The following is an 18,472-nucleotide window of genomic DNA, read 5'->3' as shown; positions in this document are numbered from 1 at the left end:
CGTGGAAGGCCGCGGGCGGGTCGTCCCGGTGGGCGTCAGCCTCCGCGGGCGCTAAGGGCCGCGCACGCCCGCAGCCCTCGCGGGCGCGGAGGGCGCGGGGCGCCGTACCGGTGGGCGCGAGCCTCTGCGGACGCGGAGGGCTTCGGGCGGCGTGCCGGAGCGGTCGCCGTCAGCCCTCGCGGACGCGGAAGGACGGGGGTGCCGTCCCGGTGGGAGCCGGGGCCTGCGGGCGCGGGCGGGTCGTCCCCTGTCCCCGTCAGGACTCGCGGACGCGGAGCGCTCGGGACAGGTCGTCCAGTTGGTCGGCCAGTTTGCGGTGGAGGGCGGGGAGCATGGTGTCGTCGGTGAGGTGGCGTTCGCCTAGGGCCAGGGACGCGGGGTCGATGGCGTACGCGGGGAAGGCGTGGCGGCCGGCGGCCTCGGCCATGACGGGGCCGCGGCGGTCGCCCAGGGCGATGGCCGCGGCGTAGAAGCGGTCTACGTAACCGCTGACCAGTTCGGACTGTTCGGGCTGCCAGAAGCCGAGGGCGGTGGCGGTGAACAGGTAGTTCGACAGGTCGTCGGAGTCGAACATGGCCGCCCAGGCCGCCGCCTTGGCCGCCGGGTCCGGGAGCGCGGCGCGGCAGCGGGCCGCGCCCTCCTGGCCGGTGGCGCTGGGGTCGCGCGCCAGCTCGGCGGCGATGGCGGCCTCGTCGGTGGCGCCGAGGACGGCGAGCCGGGCGAGGATGCGCCAGCGCAGCTCCGGGTCGAGCTCGGGGCCGCCGTGGACGGTGCCCTCGTCGAGCCAGGTGGCGATCTGGTCGGGGGTGGTGGCGCTGTCGACGAGGGCGCGGACGGCGGTGAGGCGCAGTCCGGGCTCCTCGCCGTCCTCAGTGCGGCGGAGCAGCGCGCGGGCGATCTGGCGGAGGGTGGCGAGGGCGTCGGGGCGGCGCGCCTCGGAGACGTAACGGTCGGCGATCTGCTGCCTGGCGAAGGCCAGGACGCCCTGGACGATGCCGAGTTCGCTCTCCTCGGGGAGGTGGGCGAGGGCGGTCTCCAGGTAGGCGGCGGGGTCGAGTTCGCCGTCGCGGACCATGTCCCGCAGGCTGTTCCAGACGACGGCGCGGGCGAGCGGGTCGGGGATGCGGGAGAGGCCGCGGAGGGCGGACTCCTCGGAGACCTCGTCGAAGCGGAGCTTGGCGTAGCTGAGGTCGCCTTCGTTGAGGACGACGAGGGCGGGGCGGGGGCCGGTGAGCCGGGTGGGCTCGGTCTGCGGCACGTCGAGGGCGACGCGCGCGCGGAGGGCGAGTTCGCCGTCGGGGCGGCGGTCGTAGAGGCCGGCCTCGATGCGGTGGGGGCGGCTGCCCGCGCGGTCGACGGTGAGTTCCCAGCGGCTGCCCTCGCCGGTGAGGCGGGGGGTGAGGGTGTCGACGCCGGTGGTGCGGAGCCACTGCTCGGCCCAGGCGTGGACGTCGCGGTCGGTGGCGGCGGCGAGGTTGTCGATGAAGTCGGCGAGGGTGGCGTTGCCGAACCGGTGCCGCTTGAAGTGGATGTTGATGCCGGCGAGGAAGTCCTCCTCGCCGAGCCAGGCGACGAGCTGACGCAGCGCGGAGGCGCCCTTGGCGTAGGAGATGCCGTCGAAGTTGAGGAGGGCGGAGGCGGTGTCGGGGACGGCCTCGGGGTCGGGGGCGACGGGGTGGGTGGAGGGGCGCTGGTCGGCGTCGTACCCCCAGGACTTGCGGGCGACGCCGAAGTCGATCCAGGTGTCGGCGAAGAGGTCGGAGCACGCCTCGTTGATGGTCTGGTAGCCCATGTACTCGGCGAAGGACTCGTTCAGCCAGATGTCGTCCCACCAGCGGAGGGTGACGAGGTCGCCGAACCACATGTGGGCCATCTCGTGGGCGATGACCATGGCGCGGGTCATCCGCTCGGTGTCGGTGACGGCGGAGCGGAAGACGAACTCGTCGCGGAAGGTGACGAGTCCGGGGTTCTCCATGGCGCCGGAGTTGAACTCGGGGACGAACGCCTGGTCGTAGGAGTCGAAGGGGTAGGGCTCGTCGAACTTCTCGTGGAAGCGGTCGAAGCACGCCTTGGTGACGGCGAGGATCTCGTCGGCGTCGGCGTCGAGGTAGGGCGCGAGCGAGCGGCGGCAGTGGAGGCCGAAGGGCAGTCCGGCGTGCTCGGTGCGGACCGAGTGCCAGGGGCCGGCGGCGACGCAGACGAAGTAGGTGGAGAGCGGCTGGGTGGCGGCGGCCTTCCAGCGGCCGTCGTCCTGCCGCTCGGTGATGCCGTTGGAGAGGAAGGTCCAGCCCTCGGGGACGGTGGCGGTCAGCTCGAAGACGGCCTTGAGGTCGGGCTGGTCGAAGGCGGCGAAGACGCGCTGGACGTCCTCCATGAAGAGCTGGGTGTAGACGTAGGACTCGCCGTCGGTGGGGTCGAGGAAGCGGTGCATGCCCTCGCCGGTGTGCGAGTAGCGCATGGTGGCGGTGAGGCTCAGCTCGTGCTCGCCCTCGGTGAGGCGGAGCGGGAGCCGGTTCTCGACGAGGGCGGCGGGGTCGAGGGGCTTTCCGTCGAGGGTGACGGAGTGCAGGATGTCCGGCTTGACGTCGACGAAGGTGTCCCCGGCGGCGCGGGCGGTGAACCGGATGAGGCTGGTGGACCCGAAGGTCTCGTCGCCGGTGGTGAGGTCGAGTTCCACCGTGTAGCGGTGGACGTCGAGCAGCTGGGCACGGGTCTGCGCTTCGTCGCGCGTCAGTACGGACATGCGCCCTATGCTGCCCGATCGACCGGTCGGCGGGCAGAGGTGGTGCGGATCGGGCGGCCCGGTGCGGGTCGGGGGCCCGGTGCGGGTCGGGGCCGTTCCGCGGGCCTCCGGGGGGTCAGGCGCGGGAGGTGCCGTCCAGGTGGGTGAAGGCGGCGGTGATGCGGGGGCGGTCGTAGCCGGCGGGGCCCGCGGCGCCGGAGGAGACCAGGGCGGCCAGGAGCAGGCGGGCCTTGGCGGGGTCCAGTGGGCCGGCGGGGATCAGGCCGTGGTGGAGGAGGTCGTACTCGGAGCCGGGGCCGCGGTACGTGTCGCTGAGGCCGGTGCCCGATCCCGTACGGGAGGCGAGGACGATCGGGATGCGGCGGGCGAGCTCCGCGAGGGGTTCGACGAGCCACGCGGGCGCGTGCCCGGCGCCGAAGGCGGCGACGACGAGGCCCTGGAAGCGGTCGTCGACGGCGGAGAGGAGTTCGCCGCGGTCGCCGAGGGTCAGGGTAAGCAGGGCGATCCGGACCCCGGGGTCGTACGAGAGCCGGCGGGGCGCGGTGGGCACGGCGGGGCGCAGCAGGATCCGCGGGGTGCCCTCGACGACCGTGCCGAGGGGGCCCGCGCCGGGCGAGGCGAAGGTGGCGACCGAGGTGGTGTGGGTCTTGCGGGCGTGCCGGGCGGCGTGGATCTCGTCGGCGAGGACGACGAGGACGCCGAGGCCCCGGCAGGCGGGGTCGGCGGCGACGGCGAGCGCGGCCGCGAGGTTGGCGGGGCCGTCGGCGCCGGGCAGGTCGGGGCGGCGCATGGCGCCGGTGACGACGACGGGCGCCCGCTCGGTGGGGCAGAGCAGGTCGAGGAGGAAGGCCGTCTCCTCCAGGGTGTCGGTGCCCTGGACCACGACGACGCCGGAGCCGCCGTCGACGGCCTCGCCCACCTCCGCGGCGAGCGCGGCGAGGTCCTCGGGGGCGAGGGAGGAGGAGGGCAGCCGGCGGAAGTCGCGCAGTTCGACGTCCTCGGGGGCGCCGAGTGCGGCGAGCACCTCGGGGCCGGTCATGCGGGTCGCGTCACCGCCTCGCGCGGAGATGGTCCCTCCGAGGGTGAAGACCGTGACGCGGGCCATCAGCGTGCTTCGTCCGCGATCGTCTCGTGGTGGCGGATGACCTCGGCGATGATGAAGTTGAGGAGCTTCTCCGCGAAGGCCGGGTCCAGTCTGGCGCTCTCGGCGAGTTCGCGCAGCCGGGCGATCTGACGGGCCTCGCGGGCCGGGTCGGCGGGCGGCAGCTGGTGCCGCGCCTTGAGGACGCCGACCTGCTGGGTGCACTTGAAGCGTTCGGCGAGCATGTGGACGACGGCGGCGTCGATGTTGTCGATCGACTCGCGCAGCCGGGTCAGCTCGGCGCTGACGGCGGGGTCGATGTCGCTGGAGTCGTTCCTGGTGTCGCTCATGGTCAGCGAGCTTAGACGGAGTCCCCGGTGAGGGTGGGCGGGTGTTCGGGATCCGGTACGCGGTCGCTCCAGCCGCCGTGGACGGCCCGGCCCTGCTGCTCGCGGAAGCGGACCGGGGCGAGTCCGACCCTTCGGGTGAAGAGCCGGGAGAAGTAGGCGGGGTCGTCGTAGCCGACGCGGCGGGCGACGGAGGCGACGGGCAGTTCGGTGGCGGCGAGGAGTTCCTTGGCGCGGCCGAGGCGGACGGTGAGCAGGTAGTCCTTGGGGCTGCATCCGGCGGCGCGGCGGACGGCGGCGCGGAGTTCGGCGGGCGACATGCCGTGCCGGGCGGCGTGCTCGGCGACGGAGAGCGGCTGGAAGGCGTCGCGGGCGAGTCCGGTGAGGACGGGGTCGCCGTCGGCGTCGGTGTCGGCGCGGGCGCGGCGCAGGGCGACGAGGAGTTCGTGGACGGCGGCGGCGGTCTCGACCTCCAGGAGCGGGTTGCCGGGCCGGGCGGCGCGGGCGATGCGCCCGATCGCGGCGCGGGCGGGGGCGGCGTCGGCGAGGGGGACGACGGGCCGGTCGGGCTCGATGTAGCCGAGTTCGGTGTACGTGGCGGCGGCGGGCCCGGTGAAGTCGACGAAGGACTCGTCCCAGCCGGTGGCGGGGTCGGCGCCGTAGTGGTGGGGGACGCCGGGGGTGAGCCAGAGGAGGGCGGGCGCGGCGACGGGGGTGCGGCGGCCGTCGGCGGAGCGGTACCAGCCGCCGCCGGCGGAGACGAGGACGGCGACGTGGTGGTCGAGGGTGCGGGGGCCGACGACGGGCAGCCGCCCGTGCTGGAGTCCGACGCCGAGGCAGACGAGGCCGAGGCGGTGGTGGACGGGGCCGGGCGTGAAGTAGCGCATCCAGGTGTGGTACATCCGCCGGGCGGTCCTTCCACGCGTGCTTCTCACGTCCGGACTTCTCACGTCCGGACTTCTCACATCCGGACTCTCACCTCCGGACTTCTAACGTCCAAACTGCGACGATCTTTGTCCATGGACCGGCCCGCCGCCAGAGGGTGAGGGTGAGGCCATGAGCACGTTCGCTGTGGGTGACGAGGACTTTCTGGTCGACGGGCGGCCGGTGCGGCTGCTGTCGGGGGCGCTGCACTACTTCCGGGTGCACGAGGGGCACTGGGAGCACCGGCTCGGGATGCTGCGGGCGATGGGCCTGGACTGCGTCGAGACCTATGTGCCGTGGAACCTGCACGAGCCGGAGCCGGGCCGGTGGGCGGATCCGGAGGCGCTGGGCCGCTTCCTGGACGCGGTGGCGGCGGCCGGGATGCGGGCGATCGTGCGCCCGGGGCCGTACATCTGCGCCGAGTGGGAGAACGGCGGGCTGCCGCACTGGGTGACGGGCCCGCTGGGGCGGCGGGTGCGGACCCGGGACCCGGAGTTCCGGGAGCGGGTCGAGACGTGGTTCCGGCGGCTGCTGCCGCAGGTGGTGGCGCGGCAGGCGCACCGGGGCGGGCCGGTGGTGATGGTCCAGGTGGAGAACGAGTACGGGAGTTACGGGAGTGACGCCCGCTATCTGGAGTGGCTGGCCGGGCTGTTGCGGGAGTGCGGGGTGACGGTGCCGCTCTTCACGTCGGACGGGCCCGAGGACCACATGCTGACGGGCGGTTCGGTGCCGGGGGTGCTGGCGACGGCGAACTTCGGCTCGGGCGCGAAGGAGGGCTTCGCGACGCTGCGCCGGCACCGCCCGTCGGGTCCGCTGATGTGCATGGAGTTCTGGTGCGGCTGGTTCGACCACTGGGGCACGGAGCACGTGGGGCGGGACGCGCGGGACGCGGCGGAGGCGCTGCGGGAGATCCTGGAGTGCGGGGCGTCGGTGAACGTCTACATGGCGCACGGGGGCAGCAACTTCGGCGGCTGGGCGGGCGCGAACCGCGCGGGCGACCTGCACGATGGCCGGCTGCTGCCGACGGTGACCTCGTACGACTACGACGCGCCGGTCGACGAGTGGGGCCGCCCCACGGAGAAGTTCCACCGCTTCCGCGAGGTCCTGGAGGAGTACGCGACGGGCCCCCTGCCCGAGCTGCCGGAGCCCCCGCCCCGGCTGGCCGCCCCGGTCCGCGCGGACCTCACGGAGTGGGCCCCGCTGGGCGCGGTCCTGACGGAACTGGGCGGCCCGGAGATCGAGACCGGCGCGCCGCCGACCCTCGAAGACCTGAACGTGGACCGCGGCCTGGCCCACTACCGCTTCACGGTACCGGGCCCCCGGCAGCCCTACCCGCTCACGGTCACGGGCCTGCGGGACCGGGCCCAGGTGTGGGTGGACGGCACCTTCGCCGGAGTCCTCACGGAGGAGAACGCGACACTGCCGACCCCGGTGGCGGGCCCGGCGGTGGTGGACCTGTGGGTGGAGTCCCTGGGCCGAGTGAACTACGGCCCGAGACTGGCCGAGCAGAAGGGCATCACCGGCGGCCTGCTCCACGAACGCCAGTACGTCCACGGGGTACGAGCCCAGGGCCTGCGCCTGGACGCGTTCACACCGGAGGCGGTGAGCAGGGTCCCGTTCCGCGCGGTGACGACGGAGCGGGAGGACGGGCGGGGCCTGTACCGGGCGTCGGTGGAAGTAGCGGGCGCCGGGGACGCGGAGCTGCGGCTGCCGGGCGCGGGCCGGGGCTTCGTCTGGGTGAACGGCTTCTGCCTGGGCCGCTACTGGCCTTCGGCCGGCCCGCAGGAGGGGTTGTTCGTCCCGGGGCCGGTGCTGCGGGAGGGGGCGAACGAGGTGTGGGTGCTGGAGGTGGAGCCGGGGCTGGAGGTGGAGCCGGGGGCGGGGCTGAAGGTGGAGGTGGAGCCGGGGCTGGCGCCGGGGCCGGGGGTCTGGGGCGAGGGGGCGGTGGGGGTGGAGCTCGGCTGAGGTGCGGGCCGGAGGGACCGGCGGGGGCGCAGAGACCGGCGGGACCGCCCGGGGCCGGCGGGGCCACCGGGGACCAGCGGGACCACCGGGACCACCGGTGACCGCCGAGGACCAGCGGGGCCGCATGGGACCGCCCGGGAACGCGGGAAGGGGCCCCGGGACGCTGTGCCGTCCTGGGGCCCCTCCGTCCGTGGGGGGATCGTGGTCCGTGGGGGGGGCGCAGGCCGTGCGGGGTGACGGTCCGGTCCGTGGAGGTCGGGCCTTAGCGGCCGGACCGCAGGGGCCGGACCATCAGGCCCGGACCACCAGGCCCGGACCGCCAGGCCCGGACCCTCGGGCCCGGACCGTCAGGGCCGGCCCTCGGGGGTGTGGGCCGTCGGGTTACAGCGTGGCCGCAGCCGACTTGATGGCGGCGGCGAAGGTGGAGACCTCTGTGTAGACGCCGGGGTAGCCGGCGCGGGCGCAGCCTTCGCCCCAGCTCACGATGCCGACCTGGATCCAGGCGCCGGCGTTGTCCTTGCGGAACATCGGGCCGCCGGAGTCGCCCTGGCAGGTGTCGACGCCGCCCTGGCTGTAGCCGGCGCAGATCTCCTCGGACGGGACGAGGTCGCTGCCGTAGGAGGACTGGCAGGAGGCGTCCGAGACGAAGGGGACGTTCGCCTTGAGCAGGTAGCGCTGCTGCCCGCCGCCCTCGCGGGCCGCGCCCCAGCCGGCCACGGTGAAGGTGCCGCTGTTGTACGCGGTGGTCTCGGCGATCTTCAGGGTGGGCACCGAGGTGATGGGGCTGGCGAGCTTGACGAGGGCCCAGTCCTTGCCCTTGCCGTTGTAGCCGGGCGCCTGGAGGACCTTGGTGGAGCGGACCTTGACGGCGCTGCTCGACTGGAGGTCCACGACGCCGGCGGTGGCGGTGATGGAGGTGTTGTTGCCGGAGCCGCTGACGCAGTGGGCCGCGGTGAGGACGACCTGCGGGCTGATCAGCGAGCCGCCGCAGCCCATGGAGAGCCGGATCATCCAGGGGAACTCGCCCTGGGCGGCGCGGGTGCCGCCGACGACCGGCGCGGGGGCCGCGGTGGCGCTGGAGACGGGCTGGAGGCTGAGTGCGGCGAGGGCGACGGCGCCGGCGGCGGCGAGTTTCTGCAGGGTGCGGACGAGTCGGTTCTTCTGCACGGTCTGCCTTCTCTCGTGGGGGGGGTGTCACATGGGGGGTTGTCTCACGGGAGTGCTGCCCTGACGGTGGGTCACGCACGCCGTGCTGACATGCGCCCGTCAAGGCGTGTCCAGATTATGGACAGTCTCCAACTGCCGCCACAAGGAAGCCTTTTCGGCCAGACACCCGCACCGGACCGTACAGTGGCGGGCGAGGGGGGATCGCGGATGACGGACCGCTTCAGGGCCGAACGGGTCGGTGAGGACGCCCACGGGGTGGAGCACGGCTTCCCCCACCGGGAGGCCGTACGGGCTTCGCTCACGGCGCTCTACCGGCGCCTCGGGCCCACGGGTGTCGGGCGGTACACGGCCAGCGTGGCCGCCGCCGACGTGGCCCTCTCCCCCGGCGAGGACCCGCTCCTCGGCGCCACCCGGGTGGCCGGGGTCCTGGTGCGCCACCTTCGCCTCCCGGAGGCGCGGATGGTGGTGTCGTTCCGGACGATGGAGCACGCCGCGACGGTCGAACTCGCGGCGGGACCGGAGTACTTCGTCGAGCTGAACGAACGCTTCCGGGCGCGCCCCCGGGACATCGGCGCCGCGCTGGCGCACGAGACCGCCCACGTATTCCTCCACCGCCTCGGCCTCGGTTTCCCCGACACCGGACGGAACGAGATCCTCACGGACGTGACGACCGCCTACCTCGGGGCGGGCTGGCTGCTTCTCGACGCCTTCCGTCAGGACGGGGCCGAGAGCCAGAAGCTCGGGTATCTGACGCCGGAGGAGTTCGGCTGGGTGCTGGCGCAGCGGGCCGAGCTCTTCGGCGAGGACCCCTCGGCGTGGTTCACCAGCGCGGTCGCGTACGAGGCGTGGCGGCGGGGGCGGGCCGAGGCGGCGCGGGAACGGAGGCTGCCGCCGCTGGCCGGGGCGGCGTGGGCGGACCGTCGCCGCTACGCCCTCGACCGTCGCCTGGGCCGATCGGCCCCCGGCGCCCCGTACGCCTTCTCGGGCGGTCCGCCGCCCGTCTCGGTCACCTTCGCCTGCCCCGTCTGCCGCCAGCGCCTCCGCGTCCCCACAGGCCACCCCCTAAAAGCCCGCTGCCGCCTCTGCACCACCACCCACACCTGCACCCCCTGAACCCCCCGGCTCCGCGCCACCGCCGCTCCGTTGCGGGCAATCGTTCCGCTGGTCCGGTGCCCACCCCCCGCGCCTCAGCCTGCGCGGGCGCGGGCCCGCCGCCGCCGTTTCGTTGTGGGCAATCGTTCCGCTGGGACGGTGCCCACCCCGGCGCCCGGGCCCGCGCCGGGCGGCCGCCGTCGTTTCGTTGTGGGCATACGTTCCGCTGGGGCGGAACGGGTGGGCACAACGGAACGGCACCCTTCGCGGGTGCCTCCGCACCGGTGCCTTGACCCGCACCAGTACTGCGCCGTACAGCAGGTGCGGGTTCAGGCGCGGAAAGCCTAGGCCCGGCAAGGGGCGCCGTCCCGTGTGCCCACCCGTCCCGCCCCTAGCGGGACGCATGCCCACACGGAGGTGCAGCGAAGGGCACCGGCCCATGGGCGCGGGGGTGCAGCGGAGGGCGCCGTCCAGGAGGGTGCGGGCTCGCCGCACGCGGGGGTGCGGGCCCGTGGGCCCGTGGGCGCGGGCCGGCGCGGGCCCGCGCGGGGTGCTCCGGCGCAACCGCAACAGGGCCGGCCGGAGGGGGGATTTGCTTGGGGAGGGGGTGGGGGGTCAGGGTCGGGGGATGAGGACGTTGTTCGATGGCATCCGTGACGGGGACGAGGACGCGGTCGTCCGCGCCCTCCGCGCAGGAGACGACCCGGAGGCCGTGGAGGACCACGAGACCGCCCTCTACCGCGCCGCCCTCGCCGACGAACCCGCCATCGTCCGCCTCCTCCTCGCCGCCGGCGCCGACCCCGCCCGCCCCAGCGGAGCGGACCGCGGCGACCTCCCCCTGTGCGGCGCGGCCTGCGGCGGCCACGCGGGGACGGTACGCGCGCTGCTCGCCGCCGGCGCGGACCCGGACCAGCAGGAGGAGTTCGGGTTCACGGCACTCGCCTGGGCGGTCCGGCTCGGCCACGCGGAGACCGTACGCGCCCTGCTGGAGCACGGCGCCGACCCCGACCGTCCCGGCCCCGACGGCCTCGCCCCGCTGGCCGCCGCGGCCCGGCGCGGCTCGACCGCCTGCGTACGGGCGCTGCTCGACCACGACGCGCGGGGCGCCGCGCCGGCGCTGCGGGAGGCGCGGCGGTGGATCGGCGTCGACATCGCGGCGGAGCTGCGACGCGGCCTGGTCGCCGGGAACGGCGGCGGGGACACGTACGAGGCGGTCGTGCGCCGGGTCCGCGAGGACGGCGGGGTGACCGTCGTCGTCGAGCTGCTGCGCGAGGACGGCCGCCCCGGTCGCGGTGACGAACGGCAGACCGGGCACGCCGCCGTCGCCACCCTCCTGGAGGCGGCCCTCGGCCGGCGCACCCCGCACGAGGAGCTGGCCGCGCGGGCGCTGCGGCGCGGCGACCCGGAGCTCGACGACTGGACGACGGCGGTGGCCGAACTGGCCGGACGGGCCGACGAGGAGACCTTCGTGGCGGCGGCCTCCTGGTGCGCCTACCGCGATCCCCTGCGCCGCGCGCTCGGCGCGCAGATCCTCGGCGCGCTGCCGGGGTTCGCGGCGAGCGCGGTACCGGTCCTGCGGCGCCTGGCCGCCGAGGTGACGGGCCCGGAGCGCGAACCCGTCCTGTCCGTGGTGACGGCGCTCGGGGCGTGCGCGGACCCCACGGCCGTGCCGGAACTGCTGGGCGCGGCCGCCCATCCGGACCCGGACGTACGGCGCGCGGCGGCGGGCGCGCTGGCGGGGCTCGTACCCGCCGGGGACATGGAGGCGCTGGGCGTGCTGCTCGGGCTGAGCCGGGACGGGGACGCGCGGGTGCGGGACTGGGCGGTGCTGGCCCTCGCCGAACTCCCGGACGACACCCCGCTCGTACGGGAGGCACTGGCGGAGCGGCTCGCCGACCCCGACCCGGAGACGGCGGCGGAGGCGGCCCGCGGCCTGGCGATCCGTCAGGACCCGCGCGCGGTCGACGCGTTGGCGTCGGTCCTGGCGGACGGCGACCCGGACGGCGCCCCCCGGGAGACGGCACTGGCCGCCCTGGAGTTCGTCCGAGACACCCGGGTCAGGACCCGCCTGGAGTGGATCCCCCCACGCCGCCGCTGACAGCACGTCACCCGGCCTCCGCCGCCGTACGCGGGAGCCCGAGGCCGCGACCCCGGAGGCCCCGCCGGCGAGTTCGGCCGCGGAGGCCCGACTCCCGCGCCGCTCACCGGCACCACCGAGCACCACCGGGCCGCGATCCGCGGAATCTCGGGAACCGACCAGTCGGCACGACCCTCCCGCACGACCCTCCCGCACGGCCCCCACCGGCTGCTACCTTCCCCCTCGGAGTCACCTAACTAATGTTTGGTGGAAAGGAAGTCAGCCATGTCTCTTTCGAGACGCGTACTGCTGAGCACCGCCGGCGCCGGGGCCGTTCTGGCCGCGGTCGCCCCTCCGGCCGCCGCCCGTCGGCCCCGGACCACCCCGATCCGCCAGATCCCGCTCCAGGGCGCGGTGAACGTCCGCGACCTGGGCGGCCGGCCGACCCTCGACGGCGAGCGGGTCCGCCACGGCCTCGTCTTCCGCGGCGACCACCTCGGGAAGCTCACCGACGCCGACCTGATCACCCTCGGCGGGCTCGGGCTCGCCCGCGCCGTCGACTTCCGGATCCCGATGGAGGTCGGATCCGACGGCGCCGACCGGCTGCCCGCCGGGGTGACGGCCGTCGCCCGGCCGATCACCGACAACGGCCTCTACGGGCGGCTGCACGCCGCGATCGGCTCGCGCGACCCGGTGCTACAGGAGGAGATGCTCGGCGGAGGGCGGGGTGCGGCCTTCATGTCGGACGTGTACCGGACCTTCGTCACCGACCCGGCGAACCGGGCGGCCTTCGGGCGGACCCTGCGCGAGATCGCCGCGCCGGGCTCGGGCCCGGTGCTCTACCACTGCACCTCCGGCAAGGACCGCACCGGCTGGACGAGCTGGCTGATCCTCCGGCTCGTCGGCGTGCCGGAACGCTTCGCCACCGAGGACTACCTGGCCTCCAACACCATCCGCGCCGCCCACGACGCCCGCGTCCGCGAGGGCCTGCGACAAGCGGGCCTCATGCAGAACCCCGACCTGATCATCCCGCTCCAGGAGGTCCGCCTGGAGTACCTGGACACGGCCCTCGCCGAGGTCCGCGCCGGCTACGGCACCCTGTACCGCTATGTGACGGCCGGCCTGGGCCTGGACCCGCGCACCCTGGCGGGCCTGCGCCACCGACTGGTCGGCTGAAGCGGCCGCGGCGCGACCCGTGCGGGGGCCGCGCCGCACCGCCCCCACCCCCCACCGCGCACGGCACCGACACCGGTACGGCCCCGGTACCGCCCCGGGGTCAGGCGCCCGTGGCGATGCCGTCCAGGACCATCGAGAGGTACTGGCGGGCGATCTCCTCGGGGCTGTGGCCTCCGCCGGGGCGGTACCAGGAGGCGGCTACCCAGACGGTGTCGCGGACGAAGCGGTAGGTGAGGCGGATGTCGAGGTCCGCGCGGAAGGTTCCGTCCGCCACGCCGCGCTCCAGGGTGCCGAGCCACGCCTTCTCGAACCTGCGCTGCGAGTCGGCGAGGTAGTGGAAGCGGGGGAGGTCGGTGAGGTGGCGGGACTCCTTCTGGTAGATGGCGACGGCGGCGCGGTGCCGGTCGATCTCGCGGAAGGACTCGGTGACGAGGGCCTCGATGGTCTCCCGGGGGCCGAGACCGGCGGCGAGGACGGCGTCGTACCCCTCCCAGAGCTCGGCGAGGAAGGTCGAGAGGATCTCGTCGAGCATCGACTCCTTGGAGTCGAAGTGGTAGTAGAGGCTGCCGGCGAGCATGCCGGCGGCGTCCGCGATCTTGCGGACGGTGGTGGCGTTGTACCCCTGGGCGGCGAACACCTCGGCGGCGGTGTCGAGGAGTTCGCGGCGCCGCTCGGGCGCGGCGACGTTCACCTGGTTCTTCTTCTTGGTCGCTGACACCCGCCCATTGTCGTCGCTCCCGTCACGCGTCCTCGCGCGGCGGGGCGTCGTCGTTGCCGCGGCGCAGGGTGCGGGGGGCGCGGCCGGGCCGCCAGGTGGTGAAGCAGATCTCCTCGCCCTCCACCCAGGTCCGCACCACCTCGGCGGGCGCCACCCGGAAGAGGTGGAAGGGGAGCGGCGCCCCGGCCTCGGAGGCGTACCGCGCGACCTCGTCCGGGTCGGTCACCTCGACGGCCCGTCCCGAGATCCGCACGTCCCCGCCGCCCATGTCCGTGCCCGCGCCGGGGTTGGCGAGCAGCGAGAAGCGCGGGTCCCGGCGCAGGTCGAGCGCCTTCCGCGAGTTCGGCATCATGCCGAGCCACAGCTCACCACCCCGGAAGTCGGCCTCGATGCCGCTGAGCCGCGGCGAGCCGTCCTTCCGGAGGGTCGCGAGCGCGTGGTGGGTGAACTGCCCGAAGCGCTCCCGCACGGTGGCGGCGAACGCGGGCTCGGCTGCCTCGAAGGCCGCCCAGGTGGTGGTGGCGTTGGTTCCGGTGTCTCGCATGGCTTCAGGAAACACCGGATACCCGACACCTACTGTCCGGATTGCTCCGGACGCCACGGGGGGCCGGGGCCGCCGTGGCCCCTGGGCCCGTCGGTCAGGGCGAGACCTCGGTGTCCCTTCGCTCCGCCTTGCTGCGTTCCACGCAGAACTCGTTGCCCTCCGGGTCGGCCATCGTCGCCCAGCCCGTGCCGTCGGGGTTGCGGTGGTCGGCCACCAGGGTGGCGCCCAGGGCCAGGAGGCGGGCGATCTCCTCGTCGCGGGTGCGGTCCTGGGGCTGGAGGTCCAGGTGGACGCGGTTCTTGACGGACTTCGGCTCCGGGACCCGGATGAAGAGGAGGCCGGCGCCTTCCGATTCGACGAGGGCCTCGGGGTCGCCGGGGGCGTCGTCGTCGGAGACCTTGGAGTCCAGCACCTTCGCCCAGAACTCGGCGAGGGCGTAGGCATCGGCGCAGTCGATGGTCACGTGGCGTACGAGAGAACTCATACGGCCCATGATCCACCCGGGGCCCTGCGGCGGTCATCCGATTTCGGCGCCCCGCCCGCCCGCCGGCCCCTTGCCCTCCGTCGCGGCGACCAGGGCCGCCAGGGAGGAGCGGGCGCCCTGGAGGTCGTGGATCTGTTCGTCGATCGCGTCGAGCCGGGCCACCAGGAGGGGGCTGAGGCAGGGCTCGATCTCGGACTCGCTGCCGCAGACGCAGTCCAGGACCTCGGCGATGACGCGGGTCGGGAGGCCGGCGCCCAGGAGGGCGCGGATGCGGCGGACGACGGCCGGGGCATCGGAGCCGTAGACGCGCTGACCGCCCGGAGTGCGCGCCGGGACCAGCAGGCCCTGCTCCTCGTAGTAGCGGAGCAGCCGGACGGCCACGCCCGTCTCCCTCGACAGCTCACCGATCTTCATGTGATCCCCCTCACAACACCCTGGCCCGCGCTTGAAGCTCACATCCATGTGAGCTCCTAGCGTCTCCCCCATGACAACGAACACGGACACGAACGCTGACTCCGCCACCGTATTCCGGATCGGTGGCGATCTCCCCGTCCGCCGCATCGGGTACGGCACCATGCGGCTCGCCGACGGGCCCGGCGACCCGGCCGGGCCCGAGGCGCGGATCTGGACGGCGCCCGCGGACCGGGCGGCGGCGCTGCGGCTGCTGCGGACGGCCGCCGAGGCGGGGGTGACGCTCTTCGACACGGCCGACGCCTACGCGCTGGGGGCCGGTGAGGAGCTGCTGGCCGAGGCGCTCGCCCCGTACGGGGACGAGGTCGCCGTCGCGACCAAGGTGGGCGTCGTGCGCCCCTCCCCCACCGAGTGGGTGCCGCTGGGCCACCCCGCCTATCTGCGCCAGCAGGCCGAGCTGAGCCTGCGCCGGCTGCGTACCGAGCGGATCGACCTCCTCCATCTGCACCGGCTGGACGAGAACGTGCCGGTGGCCGAGCAGGTCGGCGCGCTGCGGCGGCTCCAGGAGGAGGGGAAGGTACGGCACATCGGGCTCTCCGAGGTGACCGTGGCCCAGCTGGAGGAGGCCGAGGCGGTGGCCCCGATCGCGGCGGTGCAGAACCTGTACAACCTGGAGGCCCGCGACCACGAGGCGGTCCTGGAGCACACCGCGGGGCGCGGGATCGCCTTCGTCCCCTTCTTCCCGATCGCGATGGGCGGGCACGCGCGTCCGGACGGGCCGGTCGCGGAGGTCGCCCGCGAGATCGGCGCCACCCCGTCGCAGACGGCGCTGGCCTGGCTGCTGCACCGGGCGCCGCACGTCCTGCCGATCCCCGGGACCTCCTCCGAACGCCATCTGCGGGAGAACCTGGGCGCGCTGGACGTCCGGCTCACGGACGAGCAGTTCGCCCGGCTCTCGGCCTCATGAGGTGGTGACGATGCCCTGGGCGCGGGCGGCGGTGAGCCAGCGGGGGAACTCGGCGACCAGCCGGTCGTACAGCTCCGCGTCCGCGACCCGGCCGGGCTCCCTCCCGGCGTGGAAGAAGCCGGAGTTGTCGACGCACCGCCGCTCGGGGACGGCGAGTTCGTCGAGCCGGCGCAGGAAGTCGAACTGCTTGCTGCCGGGGTCGCCGAAGCCGACGAACTGCCAGAAGAGCGGCAGCCGGGCCGCCTTGCAGACGTACCGCTCGGCGGCGAGCCGGTTGATCGGGCCGCCGTCGGTCTGGAAGACGACGAGCGCGGGGGCGGTCGCCCCGCTGTCGAGGTAGTGGTCGATGACCGCGTCCATGGCGAGGTGGTAGCTCGTCTTCCCCATGTGGCCGAGACCGGCGACGATCCGCTCCACCCTCCCCTGGTGGTCGTCGAGGCGGATCTCGGTCTCGGCGTCGACGTCGGTGGAGAAGAAGACGACCGGCACGCGCCCGTCGTCGTCGAGCTGGGCGGAGAGCCCGAGGACCCGGTCGGCGAGGGCCTGGACGCTGCCGTCGTTGTAGTACGGCTTCATCGAGCCGGAGTAGTCGATCACCAGGTAGACGGCGACGCGCTGTCCGTCGAAGCCGTGCCGTCGCAGCGACTCCCCCGCCGACTTGTAGAGGCTGACCAGCGCGGGCGCGGCCTCCTCCACCTTCCGCAGGCTCAGTGCCATGTCAGCGCTCCCCCTCAGCTGTCTGAGCCCTCTCGGCTCTCTCGGCCTTCTCGGCTCTCTCGGCTCTCTCGATGTCCGCGAGCATGGCGTCCGCCAGGTCGCGTTCGGCCGCGTAGTACCGCTCGGCCCAGGTCAGGGTGAGCAGCGGGTACGCCCACGCCTCGTCGGCACCGGCCTCCGCCGCGTCGGCGGCGGCGCGCCGGCGCATGGTCTCGGAGCGGTCGCGGTGGCCGGCCAGGATCTCCCGGACCCGGTCGGGTTCGAGGAGGTGGCCGAGCCAGAGCCGCAGCAGCGGCCCGTGCTTGAGGACGGGGGGATCGACGGGGGCGGTTCCGGCCCAGGCGCGGACGGCGGCCAGGCCCTCTTCGGTGATGCGGTAGATCCGCTTGTCGCGGCTGCCGGACTCGGGGGCGACCAGGCGGGAGGTGGCGTAACCGGCGGTCTCCAGGCGGCGCAGCTCGCTGTAGATCTGGCTGAAGGAAGGGCTCCAGTAGAAGAGTCCGAGCGAGCGGTCGGCCCACTTCTTGAGGTCGTAACCGGACAACTCCCGCCCGAAGGAGAGCAGTCCGAGCACGGCCCAGCTCGTCGCGGGAAGCCCCGCCCTGGTCGCTTCGCCGTCCACCCCGTCCACCCCGTCCCCCGTCCCCCCGTCCCCCCGTCCACCACGGGCCGCAGTCTACGGCTCTTCCCCCTCCCCCCTATGCCTGCTAGAAGTATTTCGACTAGGCATACATGGCCCTACATGGCCTACATGGCCCTACACAGCCCTACATACGTGCCATCGAACGGGAGGAGCAGCCCGTGAAGTTCTCCATGATCTTCGAAGCACAGCTCGTCGACCCGACCCCCGCCCGCGAGCACCAGGTGATCCGCGACTGCGTCGAACAGGCCGTCCTCGCCGAGGAGATGGGCTTCGACCGGATCTGGGCGGTTGAGCACCACTCCCTCAGCCAGTACGCGCACATGAGCGCGTCCGAGATCTTCCTGACCTGGGTGGCGGCCCGCACCACCACCCTCCGCATCGGCCACGGCGTGGTCACGATGCCCTTCGGCTACCAGCATCCGGTCCGGGTGGCCGAGCGGACCGCGATGCTCGACGTCCTCTCGGGCGGCCGGGTCGACATCGGCGCCGGGCGGGGCGCGACGCGCCAGGAGATGCGGATGTTCGGGGTGCGTCCCGAGGACACCCGTCCGCAGACGGAGGAGGCGCTGCGGATCCTCGCGGCGGCCTGGCGGGAGGAGGAGTTCGAGTGGCACGGCACGCTCGACATCGGCCCCGGCGCGGTCCTGCCGCGCCCGGTGCAGACCCCGCACCCGCCCCTCTTCATGGCCTGCTCGCAGCACGACTCGCTCCGGCAGGCGGCCGAACTGGGCATCGGGGCGCTGGTGATGGGCTTCTCCGGGGCCGAGGATGTGCGGGCGATGCGACAGGTGTACGACGCCGCCATCGCCGCCCGCGACGGTTCCCGGTTCGTCTCCACCGAGGTCAACGACCACTTCTCGGCGCTCTGTCCGACGATCGTCCTGGACGACGCGGCCCGCGCGCTGCGGCTCGGCACCCGTGGCCAGCGCTTCTTCGCCGAGTCGATCGCCCACTGGTACGGCGGCGGGCCGGCGCCCACCGGGTACGCGGAGGACGAGGACCACACCGGGGCGCTCGCCGAGCAGCGGGAGAAGCTGGTGGCCCGGCTGCACGAGGCGGCCATCCCGGCCCGGCCGGTCGACACGGGCACGTACAACACCGACCACGCCTACGGCGACGCGGACACGGCGGTCGCCTACGTGGACCGGCTCCGCCGGATCGGCGTCGACGAGGTGATGTGCCTGATCCAGATGGGCACGGTCCCGCAGGAGGTCTGCCTGGAGACGATCCGCCAGTGGGGCGAGAAGGTCATCCCCCACTTCCGGGCCCGGACACCGACCTCATAGCCGACACACACCGACCGCGTAGCCGACACACACCGACCGCGTAGCCGACACACACCGACCGCGCAGCGAACACACCACGACGCCCACCCCTGAGTCCTTGGTCGGGGACAGGGCGGGCGTCGTGCAGTTC

At 74.2% G+C, this 18,472-nt stretch carries 17 protein-coding genes; 6 read left to right on the top strand and 11 right to left on the bottom strand.

Annotation, left to right across the window (positions count from 1 at the left end):
- Nucleotides 1–256 precede the first annotated feature (256 nt).
- The 4 genes from pepN to ACFXMG_RS09645 form a co-directional block, all read right to left on the bottom strand.
- Nucleotides 257–2,743 (bottom strand): aminopeptidase N, encoded by a 2,487-nt coding sequence (gene pepN / locus ACFXMG_RS09660; RefSeq protein WP_383819403.1) that lies wholly within the window; start codon nucleotides 2,741–2,743, stop codon nucleotides 257–259.
- Nucleotides 2,744–2,858: 115 nt separating this feature from the next.
- Nucleotides 2,859–3,848: an asparaginase domain-containing protein gene (locus ACFXMG_RS09655; RefSeq protein ID WP_383819404.1), complete on the bottom strand. Its 990-nt coding sequence runs from the start codon at nucleotides 3,846–3,848 to the stop codon at nucleotides 2,859–2,861.
- Nucleotides 3,848–4,174: a chorismate mutase gene (locus tag ACFXMG_RS09650; RefSeq protein ID WP_383819406.1), complete on the bottom strand. Its 327-nt coding sequence runs from the start codon at nucleotides 4,172–4,174 to the stop codon at nucleotides 3,848–3,850. The genes ACFXMG_RS09655 and ACFXMG_RS09650 overlap by 1 nt, the downstream gene beginning before the upstream one ends.
- Before the next feature lie 11 nt (nucleotides 4,175–4,185).
- Nucleotides 4,186–5,073, bottom strand: coding sequence for a helix-turn-helix domain-containing protein (locus ACFXMG_RS09645; RefSeq protein ID WP_383819432.1), 888 nt, complete (start codon nucleotides 5,071–5,073; stop codon nucleotides 4,186–4,188).
- Nucleotides 5,074–5,227: 154 nt separating this feature from the next.
- Between ACFXMG_RS09645 and ACFXMG_RS09640 the strand changes: the two genes are divergently transcribed.
- Entirely contained in the window at nucleotides 5,228–7,060 is a 1,833-nt protein-coding gene (locus ACFXMG_RS09640; RefSeq protein ID WP_383819407.1) for a beta-galactosidase family protein, read from the top strand.
- A 381-nt stretch (nucleotides 7,061–7,441) separates the two neighbouring features.
- On the opposite strand, the gene ACFXMG_RS09635 is transcribed toward ACFXMG_RS09640, so the two are convergent.
- Entirely contained in the window at nucleotides 7,442–8,227 is a 786-nt protein-coding gene (locus ACFXMG_RS09635) for a S1 family peptidase (RefSeq protein ID WP_383819409.1), read from the bottom strand.
- Between the two features lie 207 nt (nucleotides 8,228–8,434).
- On the opposite strand from ACFXMG_RS09635, the gene ACFXMG_RS09630 reads away from it, so the two are divergent.
- The 3 genes from ACFXMG_RS09630 to ACFXMG_RS09620 all read left to right on the top strand — a co-directional run bounded on the left by ACFXMG_RS09630 (nucleotide 8,435) and on the right by ACFXMG_RS09620 (nucleotide 12,572).
- Entirely contained in the window at nucleotides 8,435–9,340 is a 906-nt protein-coding gene (locus ACFXMG_RS09630) for a hypothetical protein (protein WP_383819410.1), read from the top strand.
- 607 nt (nucleotides 9,341–9,947) lie between these two features.
- Nucleotides 9,948–11,417: an ankyrin repeat domain-containing protein gene (locus ACFXMG_RS09625; RefSeq protein ID WP_383819411.1), complete on the top strand. Its 1,470-nt coding sequence runs from the start codon at nucleotides 9,948–9,950 to the stop codon at nucleotides 11,415–11,417.
- Nucleotides 11,418–11,681: 264 nt separating this feature from the next.
- Nucleotides 11,682–12,572: a tyrosine-protein phosphatase gene (locus ACFXMG_RS09620; protein ID WP_383819413.1), complete on the top strand. Its 891-nt coding sequence runs from the start codon at nucleotides 11,682–11,684 to the stop codon at nucleotides 12,570–12,572.
- A gap of 100 nt (nucleotides 12,573–12,672) precedes the next feature.
- On the opposite strand, the gene ACFXMG_RS09615 is transcribed toward ACFXMG_RS09620, so the two are convergent.
- The 4 genes from ACFXMG_RS09615 to ACFXMG_RS09600 form a co-directional block, all read right to left on the bottom strand.
- Entirely contained in the window at nucleotides 12,673–13,290 is a 618-nt protein-coding gene (locus tag ACFXMG_RS09615) for a TetR/AcrR family transcriptional regulator (protein WP_383819415.1), read from the bottom strand.
- A gap of 22 nt (nucleotides 13,291–13,312) precedes the next feature.
- Nucleotides 13,313–13,834, bottom strand: a complete 522-nt coding sequence (locus ACFXMG_RS09610) for a pyridoxamine 5'-phosphate oxidase family protein (protein ID WP_383819417.1) — start codon at nucleotides 13,832–13,834, stop codon at nucleotides 13,313–13,315.
- A 94-nt stretch (nucleotides 13,835–13,928) separates the two neighbouring features.
- Entirely contained in the window at nucleotides 13,929–14,318 is a 390-nt protein-coding gene (locus tag ACFXMG_RS09605; RefSeq protein ID WP_383819418.1) for a VOC family protein, read from the bottom strand.
- Between the two features lie 33 nt (nucleotides 14,319–14,351).
- Entirely contained in the window at nucleotides 14,352–14,732 is a 381-nt protein-coding gene (locus tag ACFXMG_RS09600; RefSeq protein ID WP_383819419.1) for a MerR family transcriptional regulator, read from the bottom strand.
- A 70-nt stretch (nucleotides 14,733–14,802) separates the two neighbouring features.
- Between ACFXMG_RS09600 and ACFXMG_RS09595 the strand changes: the two genes are divergently transcribed.
- Entirely contained in the window at nucleotides 14,803–15,696 is an 894-nt protein-coding gene (locus ACFXMG_RS09595) for an aldo/keto reductase (protein WP_383819420.1), read from the top strand.
- On the opposite strand, the gene ACFXMG_RS09590 is transcribed toward ACFXMG_RS09595, so the two are convergent.
- Nucleotides 15,691–16,413, bottom strand: coding sequence for a VWA domain-containing protein (locus tag ACFXMG_RS09590; RefSeq protein WP_383819422.1), 723 nt, complete (start codon nucleotides 16,411–16,413; stop codon nucleotides 15,691–15,693). The genes ACFXMG_RS09595 and ACFXMG_RS09590 overlap by 6 nt on opposite strands.
- A gap of 1 nt (nucleotide 16,414) precedes the next feature.
- Entirely contained in the window at nucleotides 16,415–17,035 is a 621-nt protein-coding gene (locus ACFXMG_RS09585) for a PadR family transcriptional regulator (RefSeq protein ID WP_383819423.1), read from the bottom strand.
- A 179-nt stretch (nucleotides 17,036–17,214) separates the two neighbouring features.
- Between ACFXMG_RS09585 and ACFXMG_RS09580 the strand changes: the two genes are divergently transcribed.
- Nucleotides 17,215–18,342 (top strand): LLM class flavin-dependent oxidoreductase, encoded by a 1,128-nt coding sequence (locus ACFXMG_RS09580; protein WP_383819424.1) that lies wholly within the window; start codon nucleotides 17,215–17,217, stop codon nucleotides 18,340–18,342.
- Nucleotides 18,343–18,472: the final 130 nt, after the last annotated feature.

The organism is Streptomyces sp. NPDC059201, from assembly GCF_042754585.1.
Classification (GTDB): Bacteria; Actinomycetota; Actinomycetes; order Streptomycetales; family Streptomycetaceae; genus Streptomyces.
This window is presented reverse-complemented; position numbering and strand designations above follow the sequence as displayed.